The organism is Mesorhizobium xinjiangense, assembly GCF_009749525.1.
GTDB lineage: Bacteria > Pseudomonadota > Alphaproteobacteria > Rhizobiales > Rhizobiaceae > Mangrovimarina > Mangrovimarina xinjiangensis.
The window spans coordinates 149849-164461 of the sequence record NZ_WOAC01000004.1; the positions used below are offsets into that span (position 1 = coordinate 149849).

Sequence of the window (14613 nt, forward strand, 5' to 3'; positions counted from 1 at the left end):
CTCCAGACATGGGCCTCAAGACTTGAGCGTGCGATAGGCCCTGTTGAAATAGATGAGCGGGTCGAGCGTATCCCCGACATTGAGGCCTGTCACCTTGCCGATGAGGATCCGGTGCGTGGCCAGGTCCTTGGCTTCGATGAGCTCGCAATCGAACACCGCCATGCCATTGACCAATGCGGGAGCGCCCGTCGTCAGCAATTCCCAATCGGCGGCGGCAAAGCGGTCGTCCTGCGCCAGGCCGGTCAATCCCGAAAAATGCGAGGCGAGCGGTTCCTGGTCCGCCGAAAGCGTGTTGAGTGCGAAAACGCCGTTCTCGACGAAACAATCATTGGCGCGGTTCTCGCGGTTGAGGCAAACCAGCGCGGTCGCCGGATTGTCGGAGACGGAACACGCGGCAATGGCTGTAACGCCGCGCCGACCGGCCGGCCCGTCGGTGGTGACGATATGGACGGCGCCTGAAAAATTCGCCATCGCATCGCGATAATGTTTGGGTTCGATCTGGCTCTTCTTCAGCAATTGAATTGTTCCTTGCGGCGCGTGGCCGAAATATAGGGATACTGGGCAGCGTCACAAGCAGCCTGACAAGCATGTTGCGCCGCCCGGTCCGCTTGTTTACCTGTTTGCCAGACCTTTGCACATGGTTTCAGGCCCAAAACGCGCATGCATGTTCTGCCAGCCCTGTCGGCAACCCTCCTCGCAGTCGTGGTCAGCACAACGGGTGCGCTGGCGGCCGAAACCAGGCTCGGCCTTGCCGCACCGCTGTCGGGCGACTTTGCCACGCTCGGCGAGCAGATGCGCTCTGGCGCTGCGCTTGCCGCCGAGAACGGCCGGGACGCCGCCCTCGAAATCGCCGACGATCAATGCAGCGCCGATGGCGGGCGGGCCGCCGCGCAGCAATTCGTCGAGGCCGAGGTCAGCGTGGCGGTCGGCTTCCTGTGCATCGATTCCATCGAAGCGGCACTGCCCGTCCTGAAGGATGCCGGCATTCCGGTCGTCACGACCGGCGTGCGCGTCGACAGCCTGACCGAGCGGCGCAACAAGACCGGTTGGCCGGTCTTCCGCCTTGCCCCGCGCGCCGCCGAACAATTGCAGGCCGCGCAGACCTATCTCATCCGGCGCTGGAGCGACGAGCACATCGCCATCATAGACGACGGCACGATCTACGGCCGCGAATTGGCGGAGGGCTTTCGGCTGGCCGCGGAACAAGCCGGCCTGAATCCGGTCTTTACCGACACGTTCCGGCCGCAGCTCGACAATCAGATCGCGCTCGCCGGCCGTCTGCGCAAGGCCGGCGCGACCCATGTGCTGGCCGGTGGCGACCGTTCCGATATCGCGATCCTTGGCCGCGACGCTGCCGAACTGGATTATGGTCTCACCATTGCCGGCGGGGAGACGTTGCGCGCAGCGGACAACGATGTGGCGCTGGCGCCCGGAACCTTGATGATTGGCCTGCCGGAATGGGCGGATCTGGCGGATCCGCAAGCCGTTGAGGTTATGCGAAAGAGCGGCGTCGTACCGGAGGGTTACATCTTGCCGACCTATGCGGCGGTCGAGACCGCGCTCCAGGCCGTACGCTCCGCCACCTCTCCCGAGATGACGGTGGCGACGGCCCTGCAGGACGGCGCTTTCGCCACAGTGCTCGGCGAGGTGCGTTTTGACGATATGGGAGACTGGCAGGGCAATCCCTACCGGCTGTTCGAGTTCGATGGCGAGACATTCAGACAGGTGACGGAGTGATGCAGTTCAAGACGGGAGAGAAAAACCTGCTGACCGACGTAGGCGGCCTGAGCGTCGGCAATGCGCAGGACTTGCGACTGAAGTCGGGCGTGACGGTGGTATTGTGCGACACGCCGGCGGTCGCCTCGTACCAGGTGCTGGGCGGCGCGCCAGGCACGCGCGAGACCGATCTGATGGAGCCGCACAACAGCGTCGAAACGGTCAACGCCGTCGTGCTGGCCGGCGGATCGGCCTACGGGCTCGATGCAGCCTCCGGCGTCCAGGCCCTGCTGCGCGAGCGCGGCATCGGCCACAAGGTCGGCAATCAGCGGGTGCCGATCGTCCCGGCTGCAATCCTGTTCGACCTCATCAATGGCGGGGAGAAGGTCTGGGGCCGTTACCCGCCTTACCGCGAAATGGGCTATGAGGCGGCCGACGCGGCGGGACAGGACTTTTCCATCGGCACGCAGGGCGCCGGCACCGGCGCCTTGACGGCCGGATTGAAGGGCGGGCTCGGCTCTGCATCCACGGTCCTGCCAAATGGCATCACGGTGGCCGCGCTCGTCGGCGTCAATCCGACCGGTTCGGCAACGATCGGGCGCAGCCGGCATTTCTGGGCCGCTCCCTTCGAGGCCGGCGACGAGTTCGGCGGTCTCGGCTATCCTTCCCCCCTGCCCACCGACGCCACGGACATTCGCATGAAGTTCCGCGATCTGGCCGGCAACGGCGCCAACACCACGATCGCGGTGATCGCCACCGATGCGGTCCTGAGCAAGGCCGAGGCGAAACGCCTGGCGATCAGTGCCCATGACGGTTTTGCGCGTGCCATCTGGCCGTCGCACACGCCCGTCGACGGCGATCTGGTGTTCGCGCTTGCAACCGGCGCCAGCCAGATCAAGCCCGACGCGGCGGCCTCCTCCGAGCTTTATGCCGCTTCGGCCTCGACAATGGCCCGTGCCATCGCGCGTGGCGTCCATGCCGCACAGCCGGACGACAACGACCTCTATCCCGCCTGGTCGAGCCTGACGTGACGTCGCCTGACCGCCATGTGCCGGGCGCGGCCACGCAAGGAGCCCGCCCGGCAGCAATGCTGCAATTTGCCACCGGCGCCGCCTTATGGGGTGCGCTGATGGCGCTCAGCGCGGCGGTGTCCCTGATCTGGCTCGACTGGCGGACAGACGAGCAAATCCGCGCGGTTTCCACGATCTTTGGCCTCGGCGGCGTGGTCGGATATCTGCTTGCCCGCATCGGATTTCGCCTGACCATTGCCACGCAACGCATCGAGGCGCGGTTTGCCGCTCACCTGTTCACCCTGGCCGCGGGTACGATCGGCGCGACCGCCACACTCTATGCCATGCATCACCGCGTCTACTTCGCCCAGTGGCACGCATCGTTCCCCTCGGTCGACTGGACGCTGCAATTGATATTCACGATCCTCGGCGCGTTCTACCAGTTCGCGGCCCTTGGCCTGCGGCTCTATCTGCCGGTGGGCGTTCCAGCGCTGATCGTCTTTGCGCTGTGCCTGACCGCACGTGCGCGTTGAGCTTGCCGCTCCCCTCTGCTACAGCCGAACCAGCTTTCCTCCATGAAGCAGGACAACAATCATGATCCCGCGCTATTCGCGGCCGGATATGGTCGCCATCTGGTCGCCCGAGACCAAGTTTCGCATCTGGTTCGAAATCGAGGCCTATGCCTGCGAGGCCTTGGCCGAACTCGGTGTCATTCCGAAAGAAGCCTCCAGGACCATCTGGGAAAAGGGATCGGCCGCCAAATTCGATGTCGACCGGATCGACGAGATCGAGCGCGAAACCAAGCATGACGTGATCGCCTTCCTGACCCACCTGGCCGAAATCGTCGGACCCGAGGCGCGCTTCGTCCATCAGGGCATGACCTCCTCGGACGTCCTCGACACCTGCTTCAACGTCCAGCTCGTGCGCGCCAGCGATATCCTGCTGGCCGACATCGACGGTCTGCTCGCCGCCCTGAAGCGCCGCGCATTCGAGCACAAGGACACCGTCACCATCGGCCGTTCGCACGGCATCCACGCAGAGCCGACCACCTTCGGCGTCAAGCTCGCCCAGGCCTATGCCGAGTTCGCCCGCTGCCGCGAGCGGCTCGTCTCGGCACGCGAGGAAATCAACACCGTCGCCATCTCCGGCGCCGTCGGCACCTTCGCCAACATCGATCCGCGGGTCGAGGAGCATGTGGCGCAAAGGCTCGCAATGAAGCCGGAGACCGTCTCGACCCAGGTCGTCCCGCGCGACCGTCATGCTATGTACTTCGCCACGCTCGGGGTCATCGCTTCCTCGATCGAGCGCCTGGCCACCGAAATCCGCCATCTGCAGCGCACCGAGGTGCTGGAGGCCGAGGAATATTTCTCGCCCGGCCAGAAGGGATCGTCGGCCATGCCGCACAAGCGCAATCCGGTGCTGACGGAGAACCTGACCGGGCTGGCGCGCATGGTCCGTTCCTACGCCATGCCGGCGATGGAGAACGTGGCGCTGTGGCACGAGCGCGATATCTCGCACTCCTCGGTCGAGCGAATGATCGGCCCCGACGCCACGGTGACGCTGGATTTTGCGCTGGCGCGGCTTACCGGCGTTGTCGACAAGCTCGTCGTCTACCCCGAGACCATGCAAAAGAACATCGACAAGTTCCGCGGCCTCGTCCATTCGCAGCGCGTGCTCCTGGCGCTCACGCAGGCCGGCGTTTCACGCGAGGACGCTTACCGGCTGGTTCAGAGAAACGCCATGAAGGTCTGGGAGCAAGGCAAAGATTTTCTTGAAGAATTGCTCGCAGACAAGGATGTCCGAGCCGCCCTGTCGGAAGACGCAATCCGCGAAAAGTTCGATCTCGGATATCACACGAAGCATGTCGACACGATCTTCGAACGCGTGTTCGGTTCCTGACGAACCGGCACCCGGAGGGATGTGCCGGAATGCCTGAAAGCGGCGGGTTGCACTGCGACAGGCCGGTCGCTACATGAGCGCGCATGAAGGTCAAGGACGCAGATATTCTCATCATTCCCGGCTATACGAATTCGGGCCCCAACCATTGGCAGACGCGGTGGGAGGGCCGGCTTTCGACGGCGCGGCGGGTAGAGCAGGACGAATGGTCCAAGCCGGTGCGCGAGGACTGGACGCAGCGGCTCGCCGATACCGCCAATAAGGCCGAGCGGCCGATCGTCCTGGTCGGTCACTCCCTGGGCATACCGACGGCCATTCACGCCCTGCCCGCAATCGAGAAGCCGATTGCCGGGGCTTTTTTCGTCGCGCCGCCCGACGTGGCCAATCCGAAGATCCGGCCGAAGCACCTGATGACGTTCGGCCCCTACCCGCGCAATCCGCTTCCCTTCCCGTCGGTCACCATCGCCAGCCGCAGCGATCCGTTCTGCGAATTCGCCATCGCCGAAGACATTGCAGGCGCGTGGGGGTCCCTGTTCATCGATGCCGGTGAGGCCGGCCACATCAACGCCGGCTCCGGGCACGGGCCGTGGCCGGAAGGCTCGATGGTCTTCGCGCAGTTTCTTTCGCGGCTTTGACCCCGCAAGACACGGTCAGGCCTGCTTGAGACCCGCTCTGGCGTTCTCGATCAGCATTTGCGCTCCCGTTTCGACCAGCCTGTGTTCCGACGCGATCGCCTGGAACCGGTAGCCCATCGCCGCATAGCGGCCGGTCAGGCCCATGTCGATGACATAGATCGCGGCGACCTTGCCGGCATCGAGCGTGCGCCGGCCTATGTCGGCCAGGGTCTCGGTCATGTCTGGGAGAAGTGGATCGACCGCCGCGCCCTCCGTCCAGGCAATCGAGAAATCCGATGGCCCGACAAAGACGCCGTCTATGCCCGGCACCTCCAGAATGCCGTCGAGCGCGTCGAGCGCCTGTCGCGTCTCGATCATGGCGAAGGAAAGCGTGCGCACGTTCGATTGCTTGAGCCAGTCCTGCGTGTCGGTCAGATCGCTGCGCGGCAAGCTGAATGTCGGTCCCCATGAGCGTTCGCCGAGCGGCGGATATTTCATGGCGGCGGCAAAGTCGCGCGCATCCTGCACCGAATTGACCATGGGCGCGATGATGGCCTCGGCACCGAAATCGAGTGCGCGGCTCGCCATGTCGAAGCGGCCGACGGGAATGCGCACCACAGCATGTTTGCCGGCCGCCGTGACCGGCAGAATGCTGCGCAGGACGCTGTCTTCGTGATGGCCGCCGTGCTGCATGTCGAGCGTTACGGCATCAAAGCCCTGTCTCGCCACCATTTCCACGGTCAGCGTGTCCGGAACGCCCGACCAGGCCGTAAACAGGGTCTCGCCGTCCTGCAGCCGCGATCGCAAACTCATTTCCACGAATCCTCCCTGGACAAAGATCGACCGCATTCAAGCAAAGCGAATGCCGCCCCGAAAGCAAAAACCGCCCGAACGGGCGGTCCTTGCAAGCGGAATCGGCTGGTCCAGCACCTTAGCCGCTTTTTACCTGGTCGACGGCCACGGCCAGGAATTCGTCCATCGTGCGCCGGATCTGGTGGTCGGACTGGTCGACCCCGGCAGCATCGAAATCCGCACGGACTTTTCGGAACACGTCATGGTCGCCCGCTTCCTCGAAGTCGGAATTGATGACTTCCTGGGCGTACGCCTCGGCATCCGCACCGGCCTTGCCGAGTTTTTCGGCAGCCCAAAGCCCGAGCATCTTGTTGCGCCGTGCCATGGCTTTGAACTTGAGTTCCTCGTCATGGGCGAACTTGCGCTCGAAGCTTTCTTCCCGGTCTTTCATGCTCGTCATGTTCCTTTCTCCGCAGGCTCAAATGCCTATGAATTTTGTAGGGCGAGCCTCGCCCGAAATCAAAGCTTTTCGGTGTTCGGGTCGAACTGGTGGGCAGGAAGCGCGGCGGCAGCCTTGCTTCAACATCCGATTCCGGGTGACTGGCTTCATTTGCCGATTGAGTAGATGATGCAGTTGCGCTAGAGACGCGCCGAAGAACCTGTTCTGCCGCCCGCACTTCGACGGCACTACGATCGGTCCCCCGACTGACTGTCAACACGCAAGGACCAGAGTTATCCTATGAACCGCCGCCGCCGCATTTACGAGGGCAAGGCCAAGATCCTCTATGAGGGCCCTGAGCCTGGAACGCTGGTGCAATTCTTCAAGGACGACGCCACCGCCTTCAACAAGAAGAAGCACGAGATCGTGGACGGCAAGGGCGTCCTCAACAACCGGATCTCGGAATACATCTTCACCCATTTGAACCGGATGGGCATTCCGACACACTTCATCCGCCGTTTGAACATGCGCGAGCAGCTGATCCGGGAGGTCGAGATCATCCCGCTCGAAGTGGTCGTGCGCAACGTTGCTGCCGGCTCTCTGGCCAAGCGGCTCGGACTGGAGGAAGGCAGCATGCTGCCGCGCTCCATCATCGAGTTCTACTACAAGGCCGATGCGCTGGACGATCCCATGGTGTCGGAAGAGCACATCACCGCATTCGGCTGGGCGAGCCCGCAGGAAATCGACGACATCATGGCGCTCGCCATCCGCATCAACGATTTCCTCTCCGGCCTGTTCCTCGGCGTGGGCATCCAGCTTGTCGACTTCAAGATCGAATGCGGCCGTCTTTTCGAGGGCGACATGATGCGTGTCGTCGTGGCCGACGAGATTTCACCCGATTCATGCCGGCTTTGGGATGTCGCCACCCAGGACAAGCTCGACAAGGACCGTTTCCGTCGTGACATGGGCGGCCTCGTGGAAGCCTATCAGGAGGTTGCGCGCCGGCTCGGCATCATGAACGAGAACGACCAACCGCGACCGTCCGGACCGACCCTCGTCAAACATTGACCCTGGCCGCATGCGACCGCGTCGACAAGCCTCAGCCGGAGATTGAACACCGTGATCAAGGCCCGCGTTACCGTCACCCTCAAGAACGGCGTCCTCGACCCGCAGGGCAAGGCGATCGAAGGCGCGCTCGGCGCGCTCGGCTTTGACGGCGTTGGCGAGGTGCGGCAGGGAAAGGTCTTCGATGTCGAGATCGACAGCGCCGATCATGCCCGGGCCGAATTGCAGCTCAAGGAGATGTGCGAGAAGCTGTTGGCGAACACGGTGATTGAGGATTATAGTATCAAGATCGCGTAGAGGTTGCATTCGGAGGCGCTTGATGGCTGAAGTCAGCAATGACCTGCTCTATGAACTCCTCAAGAAGATGCAAACTCGGCTGGACAACCTCGAAACCGGCCAAACGGAAATAAAGCAGGAACTGGTTTCCACTCGCGGTCATATGATCGCGATACAGCAGGACACTCACAATATTTACGGGATCCTTGGACGCCACGACGAGCGCCTTGAGCGCATAGAACGCCGCCAGGATCTTCGCGAAATGGCCGAACGTCCGCAACAACCCTACGATACGAGCACATGAAATCAGCCGTCGTCCTCCTTCCCGGCCTCAACCGCGACCGCGACATGATCGCGGCGCTGACGAAGGTCTCGGGCAACCCGCCCCTCACCGTGTGGCAGACCGACACCGAAATCCCCGATGTCGATCTGATCGTCATTCCGGGCGGCTTTTCCTATGGCGACTATCTGCGCTGCGGCGCCATTGCGGCGCGCATGCCGGTCATGCGCGCCGTGGCCGAGAAGGCCGCGAAGGGCGTCATGGTGATGGGCGTGTGCAACGGCTTCCAGATCCTGCTGGAAGCGGGTCTTCTGCCCGGCGCGCTGATGCGCAATGCATCGCTCAAATTCGTCTGCCGCGAAGTCAAGCTGCAGGTCGCCAACGCCAATACGGCCTTTACGCGCAACTACGCTCATGGTCAGATCATCCGCTGCCCGGTCGCCCATCATGACGGCAACTTTTTCGCTGATGCCGAAACGCTGAGCCGGATCGAAGGTGATGGCCAGGTGGTGTTCCGCTACGCTGAAGGCACCAATCCCAACGGGGCTATCAACGACATTGCCGGTATCGTCAGCACGAGCGGAAATGTGTTCGGACTGATGCCGCACCCTGAAAACCTGATCGAAGACGCCCACGGCGGCTCGGACGGGCGTGCCCTGTTCGAAAGCGCGCTGGGGATCGCTGCTTGATGATTTCGGATTTCGGGCAGCGCATTTTCGTCTGTGCGGCAACATTGATCGCGCTGACGGCCTGCCAGTCGGGGTCCGGTCCTGCTGCATCCGGCAAGAGTGCGGCGCTTCAGACCATGGAGCGCATCGCCATCCATGCGCACAAATGCTGGTTTGCCTCGAAGGACCCGGATTTCCGATCCTACCGCTTGGCCGACGAGTTGAATTCCTTTTCCGGTCGCCCGCGCTTCTTGCTGGTGCCTGCGCAGGCCCCGGAATTGCGGCCGCTGCTGGTCGTTCAGGCAGAAGGTCCTCGGCCTGACCTCCAGGCGTTCGGGCCACTGATGGACGGGCCGCTGGGCAGCCGCATCGCGGCCGACATTCGCCGCTGGAATGCAGGTTCTTCTGCTTGCGCCGCGACAGCCTGACGGCGCCTTCGTTCAAGTCGTGGTGCCGCGGTCTTCGGCCTTGCCGTCAGGCGTAAAAAGGGCATGCAATCAGTCATGCGGACGGAAACGGGCCCTCATTCTGCGGTTGCGCAAGGCGTTCGGATGGTTTTCACTTCCGTGAAGTAATGAAGCAGTCCGGAGCATGTCCCGCTCAAACCTTTCCGTTTGAAGCGAACGCGCGCTAGGCTCGACAACCGTCGGTCACGCTGGAGTTTCGTAGGATGGCACGCCTGCTCAACATTGCCGGCATTGTGGTCGGTCTGTTCGTCCTGGTCCTGCAATTCGTCCTGATGGTGCCTGCCCTGATCGAGGCGGGGCGCAGCTATGGCGGCGCAATCGTGGACTATTTTTCCTTCTTCACGATCCTGACCAACATCTTGATGGTGATTACCCATATGGCCGCCCTGTTCGCCAGGCCAGCCTTCTTTCGAAGAGCGTCCGTCCGTGGCGGCGTACTCGCGGCGACGGCGTTGGTTGTCCTGGTCTACTGGACCATACTCAAGGACCTCTGGCATCCCACCGGCATGCTCCGCCTTTCCGACGTCATCCTGCATGCCGGCGCGCCTGCCATTCTTCTGCTGTGGTGGCTCCTAGATGGCGCCGACGGGCAATTGTCCTATCGTCAGATTCCATCATGGATGATCTATCCGGTGGCCTATGTCGGCTACGCGATGATCCGTGCCCCGATTGCCGGAGAAGTGCCCTACCCGTTCCTCGATGTAACCGCCAATGGCTGGCTGACCGTAATCGCGACAATCCTGATCATAGCCGCCGTTTTTGTCGCCATGAGCGCGGTGATTGTCCTTCTCGACCGGCTGGCCGGAAAGGGACGGCGATCCACGGTGGCCGGCGAACGCCTCACTCAATCCCAGAACGGACGCATGCATTCGCGGTAGGCCTCGCTGCGCGAGACACCGATATCCTTGAGCTGTTCGTCAGTCAGTTCCATCAGATCGCGCCGGCTGCGTTGACGTTCCATGCGTCCATCGATCCAGATGAATGCCGATACGAGGCGCGTGACCACAACACGCAGATAGTTCGAACGGAAACGTCTGGCGATATACTGCCCAGCAGCACCATCTTGGCGAATTGTATCTATTGTACCCATCTCTGCGCTCCCGCGTACGAATTGCACCGAAATCCTCCCCGTATTATCCATGATTTGACTCGCCAATGATCGCAATATAGAGATTTGTCACCATGACAAATTGGCTTCCTTCGCTGCCGCACGGCTCCGGGCCGCTCTATCTGCGTCTCGCCGATCAGATCGAAAGCGATATCGTCTCCGGCATCCTTCCGGTTGGGTCCAAGCTTCCGCCGCAGCGCAATCTCGCCTTCGACATCGGGGTGACGATCGGAACGGTCGGACGCGCCTACAAGCTGGTACGCGAGCGCGGGTTCGTGTCCGGTGAGGTCGGCCGGGGCACCTATGTGCTCGGGCAGGAAGAAGCGGCCACGGCGCCGGCCCTTCCCGCCCCGTTGACCGGCACGCGCTCTCCGCCCGTGCCGGGCAAGCTGCGCATGGATTCCACCGCCGCGCCCGACGTCGGGCAGTCGGCGGTCATCGAGAACCTGACGTCCAGCATCGCCGCCCGGTCCCGGGAGGAATGCCTGGACTATGTGCGCACCCCCTCGCCCGGCTGGCTCGAAGCAGGCTGCCGGTGGCTCGACTGCGGCGGCTGGACGCCGGATCCCTCGGCCATCGTTCCTACGCTCGGTGCCCATGCGGCAATCATGGCGGTGATCGCCGCCGTCACTGCGCCAGGCGACCGAATCGTATTCGAAAACCTTACATTTTCCTCGATCGCCCGCAGTGCGACGCTGATCGGGCGGCGGCCGATCGCAGTGGAATCGGACCAAAGTGGCGTCGTTCCCGAGGATTTCGATCGCCTGTGCGCCCAGCAGCATCCGAAGATCGTCTTCCTGATGCCGTGCCTGCAAAATCCGATGTTGACCAATTTGTCGGCGAGCCGAATGGCGGACATCGTCGAGATCGCCCGCAAGCACAATGTGTGGCTGATCGAGGATGCGGTTTATGGCGCGTTGCTGCCGGAGGGACCGCAGTCACTTGCGGCGCTGGCGCCGGAGCGGACATTTCACATCGGCGGGCTGTCGAAGACGGTCGCCGCGGGGATCCGCGCCGGGTGGATCGCCTGTCCGCCGCATTTCGCGCCGCGCGTCTTCATGACCTACAAGATGCTGTCGGGCGGCAAGCCGTTCCTTATGCCCGAACTGGCCGCGCAACTCGTTCTGTCGGGTGCGGCTGCGGATATCCTGGCCAAGGTGCGCGCCGAGATCGCAGCACGCGAAGCCATGGCACGCGCGAGCTTTGCCGGTCTCGACTTCGTTTCCGCTGCCCACGCGCCGTTCGTCTGGCTGAAGCTGCCCGACCCCTGGCTTTCGGGCATCTTCAAGCATGCCGTGGCCAATGAAGACGTGCTCATCGACGACGAGGACGAGTTCAAGCCTGGACGCACCGAGCACGTCTATCACCGCGTGCGCATCGCATTTTCCGCCCTGCGCACGCGCGAAGAGGTGCAGGGCGGCTTCGATACCGTCCGCCGTGTCCTGGAAGGCGGGGCGGCGAGCTATGACAGCTATGGCTGAAGCGGTGTCGAGGCTGCATTTTCCCGCAATTTTTGGCCAATGGGCGGTGTATTGGCGCGGCAAGGTGCGCTAAGAGCCTGATCAAGCGCGCCAACGGAATCGAATGCTCCCGATGACCATCATCAACGACGTCAAGATCACCGACGAGCTTATTGCGGCCCACGGCCTCAAGCCCGACGAATACCAGCGTATACTCGATCTCATCGGCCGCGAGCCGACATTCACCGAGTTGGGCATCTTCTCGGCCATGTGGAACGAGCACTGCTCGTACAAATCCTCCAAGAAATGGCTGCGTACTTTGCCGACCTCCGGCCCGCGGGTGATCCAGGGGCCGGGCGAAAACGCCGGCGTGGTCGACATCGACGACGGCGATTGCGTGGTCTTCAAGATGGAGAGCCACAACCATCCCTCCTACATCGAGCCCTATCAGGGCGCCGCCACCGGCGTCGGCGGCATTTTGCGCGATGTCTTCACCATGGGCGCGCGGCCCGTCGCCTCGATGAATGCATTGCGTTTCGGTGCGCCCGATCATCCCAAGACCCGCCACCTCGTCGCCGGCGTCGTCGCCGGCATCGGCGGCTACGGCAATTCCTTCGGCGTGCCGACCGTGGGTGGCGAGGTCAATTTCGACGCCCGTTACAACGGCAACATTCTCGTCAACGCCTTTGCCGCCGGCCTGGCCAAGCTCGACGGCATCTTCTACTCCAAGGCCGAGGGCGTCGGGCTGCCGGTCGTCTATCTGGGCGCCAAGACCGGCCGAGACGGCGTCGGTGGCGCCACCATGGCCTCGGCCGAGTTCGACGAGAAGATCGAGGAAAAGCGCCCGACCGTGCAGGTGGGCGATCCTTTTACAGAAAAATGCCTGCTCGAAGCCTGTCTCGAACTGATGGCGTCGGGCGCCGTCATCGCCATCCAGGACATGGGCGCGGCCGGGCTCACATGTTCGGCCGTCGAAATGGGCGCCAAGGGCGATCTCGGCATCCGCCTCGACCTCGACAAGGTGCCGGTACGCGAAGAGCGCATGAGTGCCTATGAAATGATGCTGTCGGAGAGCCAGGAGCGCATGCTCATGGTCCTGCGGCCCGAGAAGGAAGCGCAGGCCGAGGCGATATTCCGCAAATGGGGGCTCGATTTTGCCGTGGTCGGCGAGACGACGGACGATCTGCGCTTCCGCGTTCTCCATCGCGGCGAGGAGGTTGCCGACCTGCCGATCAAGGAGTTGGGCGACGAGGCGCCGGAATACGACCGCCCGTGGGTCGAGCCGGCCAAGCCGGCGCCGCTTGCCGCAGACGATATCCCGCAAGCCGACATCGCCGAAGCGCTGCTCAAGATGCTGGGCAGCGCGGACCTGTCCTCGCGGCGCTGGGTCTGGGAGCAGTACGATACGCTGATCCAGGGCAATTCACTGCAGATTCCGGGCGCAGACGCCGGTGTCGTCCGGGTCGAGGGCCATGCAACCAAGGCGCTCGCCTTTTCCTCCGACGTCACGCCACGCTATTGCGAGGCTGATCCGTATGAAGGCGGCAAGCAGGCCGTTGCCGAATGCTGGCGCAATCTGACGGCGACGGGCGCCGAACCGCTGGCGGCCACGGACAATCTCAATTTCGGCAATCCGGAACGTCCGGAGATCATGGGCCAGTTCGTCATGGCCGTGAAGGGTGTCGGCGAAGCCTGCACCACGCTTGGGTTTCCAATCGTCTCGGGCAATGTCTCGCTTTACAACGAGACCAACGGCAAGGGCATATTGCCGACCCCGACCATCGGCGGCGTCGGGCTCATCCCCGACTGGTCGAAGATGGTCCGCACCGGGTTTGCCGCCGAGGGCGAAGCGATCCTGCTCGTCGGCGCGCCGGAGGGCTGGGGCACGCATCTCGGACAATCGATCTATATGCGCGACATTCATGGCCGCCTCGACGGTCCGCCGCCGCCCGTCGACCTGGAGCACGAGAAGAGGACCGGCGACTTTGTTCGCGAATTGATCCGGGAAGGGATTGCGACAGCCGTCCACGACCTGTCCGACGGCGGTCTCGCCGTGGGGCTGGCCGAGATGGCGATCTCATCGGGGATCGGCGCAGCGGCAAACCTGCCCTATGCCTGCGATCCGATCCCCGTTCTGTTCGGCGAGGACCAGGGACGCTATCTGGTGACCGTCGCTGCCTCGGGTGCCGAGCTCAGGGCGATCATCGAGCGCGGCGCGGAACTGGGCGTGTCGGCTCCCTGGATCGGCAGCACCGGCGGCGGCGAATTGCGGCTGCCGGCAGCACAACCGCTCGCCGTGACACAGCTCAAGGCGGCGCATGAGGGATGGTTCCCCCGCTTCATGGAAGGCGAACTGCCCTCGGCCAATTGACCCGCGCGCAGCGGAACGCCATATCTCACTCAAACAAGCAGCGGTGGAGGCAAACCCATGGCCATGGACGCACATGAGATCGAACGGATGATCAAGGACGCGATTCCCGACGCCACCGTTACCATCCGCGATCTCGCAGGCGACGGCGACCATTATGCGGCCGAAGTCGTGTCGGAGAGCTTCCGTGGCAAGAGCCGGGTGCAGCAGCACCAGATGGTCTACGAAGCGCTGAAGGGCAATATGGGCGGTGTTCTGCACGCCCTGGCGCTGCAGACCAGCGCACCCGAATGATACCGCTCGGGCCAACGGATTCTGGCCGTTCGGCTGGGCCGGAAGCGTCAAGGCTCGGCGGGAGGAAACATCCTGAACCGCCTCGAGCCTCGACATATGGCCGATGATCTTCTATCTAGGGGCCAGAGGATGATATCCGTCTCCGGACGTTGGCCGGAGG

General features: G+C 63.2%; 18 protein-coding genes. 14 read left to right on the plus strand and 4 right to left on the minus strand.

Translation table 11 applies throughout. From position 1 onward, the window contains the following. Positions 1 to 15: 15 nt before the first annotated feature. Positions 16 to 516, minus strand: a complete 501-nt coding sequence (locus GM909_RS06495) for a flavin reductase (protein WP_157015395.1) — start codon at positions 514 to 516, stop codon at positions 16 to 18. Between the two features lie 144 nt (positions 517 to 660). Here GM909_RS06495 and GM909_RS06500 point away from each other — a divergent pair, with 144 nt between their 5' ends. The 5 genes from GM909_RS06500 (at position 661) to GM909_RS06520 (ending at position 5257) form a co-directional block, all read left to right on the plus strand. Beyond that, positions 661 to 1737: a branched-chain amino acid ABC transporter substrate-binding protein gene (locus GM909_RS06500; RefSeq protein ID WP_157015396.1), complete on the plus strand. Its 1077-nt coding sequence runs from the start codon at positions 661 to 663 to the stop codon at positions 1735 to 1737. Then, positions 1737 to 2747 (plus strand): P1 family peptidase, encoded by a 1011-nt coding sequence (locus GM909_RS06505; RefSeq protein WP_157015397.1) that lies wholly within the window; start codon positions 1737 to 1739, stop codon positions 2745 to 2747. The genes GM909_RS06500 and GM909_RS06505 overlap by 1 nt, the downstream gene beginning before the upstream one ends. After that, positions 2744 to 3259, plus strand: a complete 516-nt coding sequence (locus GM909_RS06510) for a hypothetical protein (RefSeq protein WP_157015398.1) — start codon at positions 2744 to 2746, stop codon at positions 3257 to 3259. The genes GM909_RS06505 and GM909_RS06510 overlap by 4 nt, the downstream gene beginning before the upstream one ends. A gap of 61 nt (positions 3260 to 3320) precedes the next feature. Next, complete coding sequence (gene purB / locus GM909_RS06515) at positions 3321 to 4625, plus strand: adenylosuccinate lyase (RefSeq protein ID WP_157015399.1); 1305 nt, start codon at positions 3321 to 3323, stop codon at positions 4623 to 4625. 83 nt (positions 4626 to 4708) lie between these two features. Continuing rightward, on the plus strand, positions 4709 to 5257 hold the full coding sequence (locus GM909_RS06520; protein WP_157015400.1) for an RBBP9/YdeN family alpha/beta hydrolase: 549 nt from the start codon (positions 4709 to 4711) through the stop codon (positions 5255 to 5257). 15 nt (positions 5258 to 5272) lie between these two features. On the opposite strand, the gene GM909_RS06525 is transcribed toward GM909_RS06520, so the two are convergent. Beyond that, the gene (locus GM909_RS06525; RefSeq protein ID WP_157015401.1) at positions 5273 to 6049 is read right to left on the minus strand and encodes an HpcH/HpaI aldolase family protein; all 777 of its coding nucleotides are present in this window, start codon (positions 6047 to 6049) and stop codon (positions 5273 to 5275) included. Between the two features lie 118 nt (positions 6050 to 6167). Then, a complete protein-coding gene (locus tag GM909_RS06530; RefSeq protein ID WP_157015402.1) occupies positions 6168 to 6488 on the minus strand; it encodes a DUF1476 domain-containing protein in 321 nt (106 codons plus the stop codon). Positions 6489 to 6767: 279 nt separating this feature from the next. On the opposite strand from GM909_RS06530, the gene purC reads away from it, so the two are divergent. The 6 genes from purC (at position 6768) to GM909_RS06560 (ending at position 10101) form a co-directional block, all read left to right on the plus strand. Further along, positions 6768 to 7535 (plus strand): phosphoribosylaminoimidazolesuccinocarboxamide synthase, encoded by a 768-nt coding sequence (purC, locus tag GM909_RS06535; RefSeq protein WP_157015403.1) that lies wholly within the window; start codon positions 6768 to 6770, stop codon positions 7533 to 7535. Positions 7536 to 7586: 51 nt separating this feature from the next. Beyond that, positions 7587 to 7829 (plus strand): phosphoribosylformylglycinamidine synthase subunit PurS, encoded by a 243-nt coding sequence (purS, locus tag GM909_RS06540; RefSeq protein ID WP_157015404.1) that lies wholly within the window; start codon positions 7587 to 7589, stop codon positions 7827 to 7829. Between the two features lie 22 nt (positions 7830 to 7851). After that, positions 7852 to 8112, plus strand: a complete 261-nt coding sequence (locus tag GM909_RS06545; protein ID WP_157015405.1) for a restriction endonuclease subunit S domain-containing protein — start codon at positions 7852 to 7854, stop codon at positions 8110 to 8112. Then, positions 8109 to 8777, plus strand: a complete 669-nt coding sequence (gene purQ / locus GM909_RS06550) for a phosphoribosylformylglycinamidine synthase subunit PurQ (protein ID WP_157015406.1) — start codon at positions 8109 to 8111, stop codon at positions 8775 to 8777. The genes GM909_RS06545 and purQ overlap by 4 nt, the downstream gene beginning before the upstream one ends. Then, a complete protein-coding gene (locus GM909_RS06555; RefSeq protein WP_157015407.1) occupies positions 8777 to 9184 on the plus strand; it encodes a hypothetical protein in 408 nt (135 codons plus the stop codon). Before purQ ends, GM909_RS06555 begins: the two co-directional genes overlap by 1 nt. A 242-nt stretch (positions 9185 to 9426) precedes the next feature. Further along, on the plus strand, positions 9427 to 10101 hold the full coding sequence (locus GM909_RS06560; protein WP_157015408.1) for a Pr6Pr family membrane protein: 675 nt from the start codon (positions 9427 to 9429) through the stop codon (positions 10099 to 10101). Here the strand turns inward: GM909_RS06560 and GM909_RS06565 are convergent. After that, complete coding sequence (locus GM909_RS06565) at positions 10068 to 10313, minus strand: DUF1127 domain-containing protein (protein ID WP_157015409.1); 246 nt, start codon at positions 10311 to 10313, stop codon at positions 10068 to 10070. The genes GM909_RS06560 and GM909_RS06565 overlap by 34 nt on opposite strands. 92 nt (positions 10314 to 10405) lie before the next feature. On the opposite strand from GM909_RS06565, the gene GM909_RS06570 reads away from it, so the two are divergent. From GM909_RS06570 to GM909_RS06580, 3 genes are all read left to right on the plus strand, one after another. Next, complete coding sequence (locus tag GM909_RS06570) at positions 10406 to 11812, plus strand: aminotransferase-like domain-containing protein (protein WP_157015410.1); 1407 nt, start codon at positions 10406 to 10408, stop codon at positions 11810 to 11812. A gap of 112 nt (positions 11813 to 11924) precedes the next feature. Further along, positions 11925 to 14162, plus strand: coding sequence for a phosphoribosylformylglycinamidine synthase subunit PurL (gene purL, locus GM909_RS06575; protein WP_157015411.1), 2238 nt, complete (start codon positions 11925 to 11927; stop codon positions 14160 to 14162). Positions 14163 to 14219: 57 nt separating this feature from the next. Beyond that, on the plus strand, positions 14220 to 14453 hold the full coding sequence (locus tag GM909_RS06580; protein WP_157015412.1) for a BolA family protein: 234 nt from the start codon (positions 14220 to 14222) through the stop codon (positions 14451 to 14453). The last annotated feature ends 160 nt before the right edge of the window (positions 14454 to 14613 follow it).

Coding starts and splice junctions, on each gene's coding strand:
- GM909_RS06500 (WP_157015396.1), top strand. CDS start 661: ATGCATGTTCTGCCAGCCCTGTCGGCAACCCTCCTCGCAGTCGTGGTC.
- GM909_RS06505 (WP_157015397.1), top strand. CDS start 1,737: ATGCAGTTCAAGACGGGAGAGAAAAACCTGCTGACCGACGTAGGCGGC.
- purB (WP_157015399.1), top strand. CDS start 3,321: ATGATCCCGCGCTATTCGCGGCCGGATATGGTCGCCATCTGGTCGCCC.
- GM909_RS06520 (WP_157015400.1), top strand. CDS start 4,709: ATGAAGGTCAAGGACGCAGATATTCTCATCATTCCCGGCTATACGAAT.
- GM909_RS06525 (WP_157015401.1), bottom strand. CDS start 6,049: ATGAGTTTGCGATCGCGGCTGCAGGACGGCGAGACCCTGTTTACGGCC.
- GM909_RS06530 (WP_157015402.1), bottom strand. CDS start 6,488: ATGACGAGCATGAAAGACCGGGAAGAAAGCTTCGAGCGCAAGTTCGCC.
- purC (WP_157015403.1), top strand. CDS start 6,768: ATGAACCGCCGCCGCCGCATTTACGAGGGCAAGGCCAAGATCCTCTAT.
- GM909_RS06545 (WP_157015405.1), top strand. CDS start 7,852: ATGGCTGAAGTCAGCAATGACCTGCTCTATGAACTCCTCAAGAAGATG.
- purQ (WP_157015406.1), top strand. CDS start 8,109: ATGAAATCAGCCGTCGTCCTCCTTCCCGGCCTCAACCGCGACCGCGAC.
- GM909_RS06555 (WP_157015407.1), top strand. CDS start 8,777: ATGATTTCGGATTTCGGGCAGCGCATTTTCGTCTGTGCGGCAACATTG.
- GM909_RS06560 (WP_157015408.1), top strand. CDS start 9,427: ATGGCACGCCTGCTCAACATTGCCGGCATTGTGGTCGGTCTGTTCGTC.
- GM909_RS06565 (WP_157015409.1), bottom strand. CDS start 10,313: ATGGGTACAATAGATACAATTCGCCAAGATGGTGCTGCTGGGCAGTAT.
- GM909_RS06570 (WP_157015410.1), top strand. CDS start 10,406: ATGACAAATTGGCTTCCTTCGCTGCCGCACGGCTCCGGGCCGCTCTAT.
- purL (WP_157015411.1), top strand. CDS start 11,925: ATGACCATCATCAACGACGTCAAGATCACCGACGAGCTTATTGCGGCC.
- GM909_RS06580 (WP_157015412.1), top strand. CDS start 14,220: ATGGCCATGGACGCACATGAGATCGAACGGATGATCAAGGACGCGATT.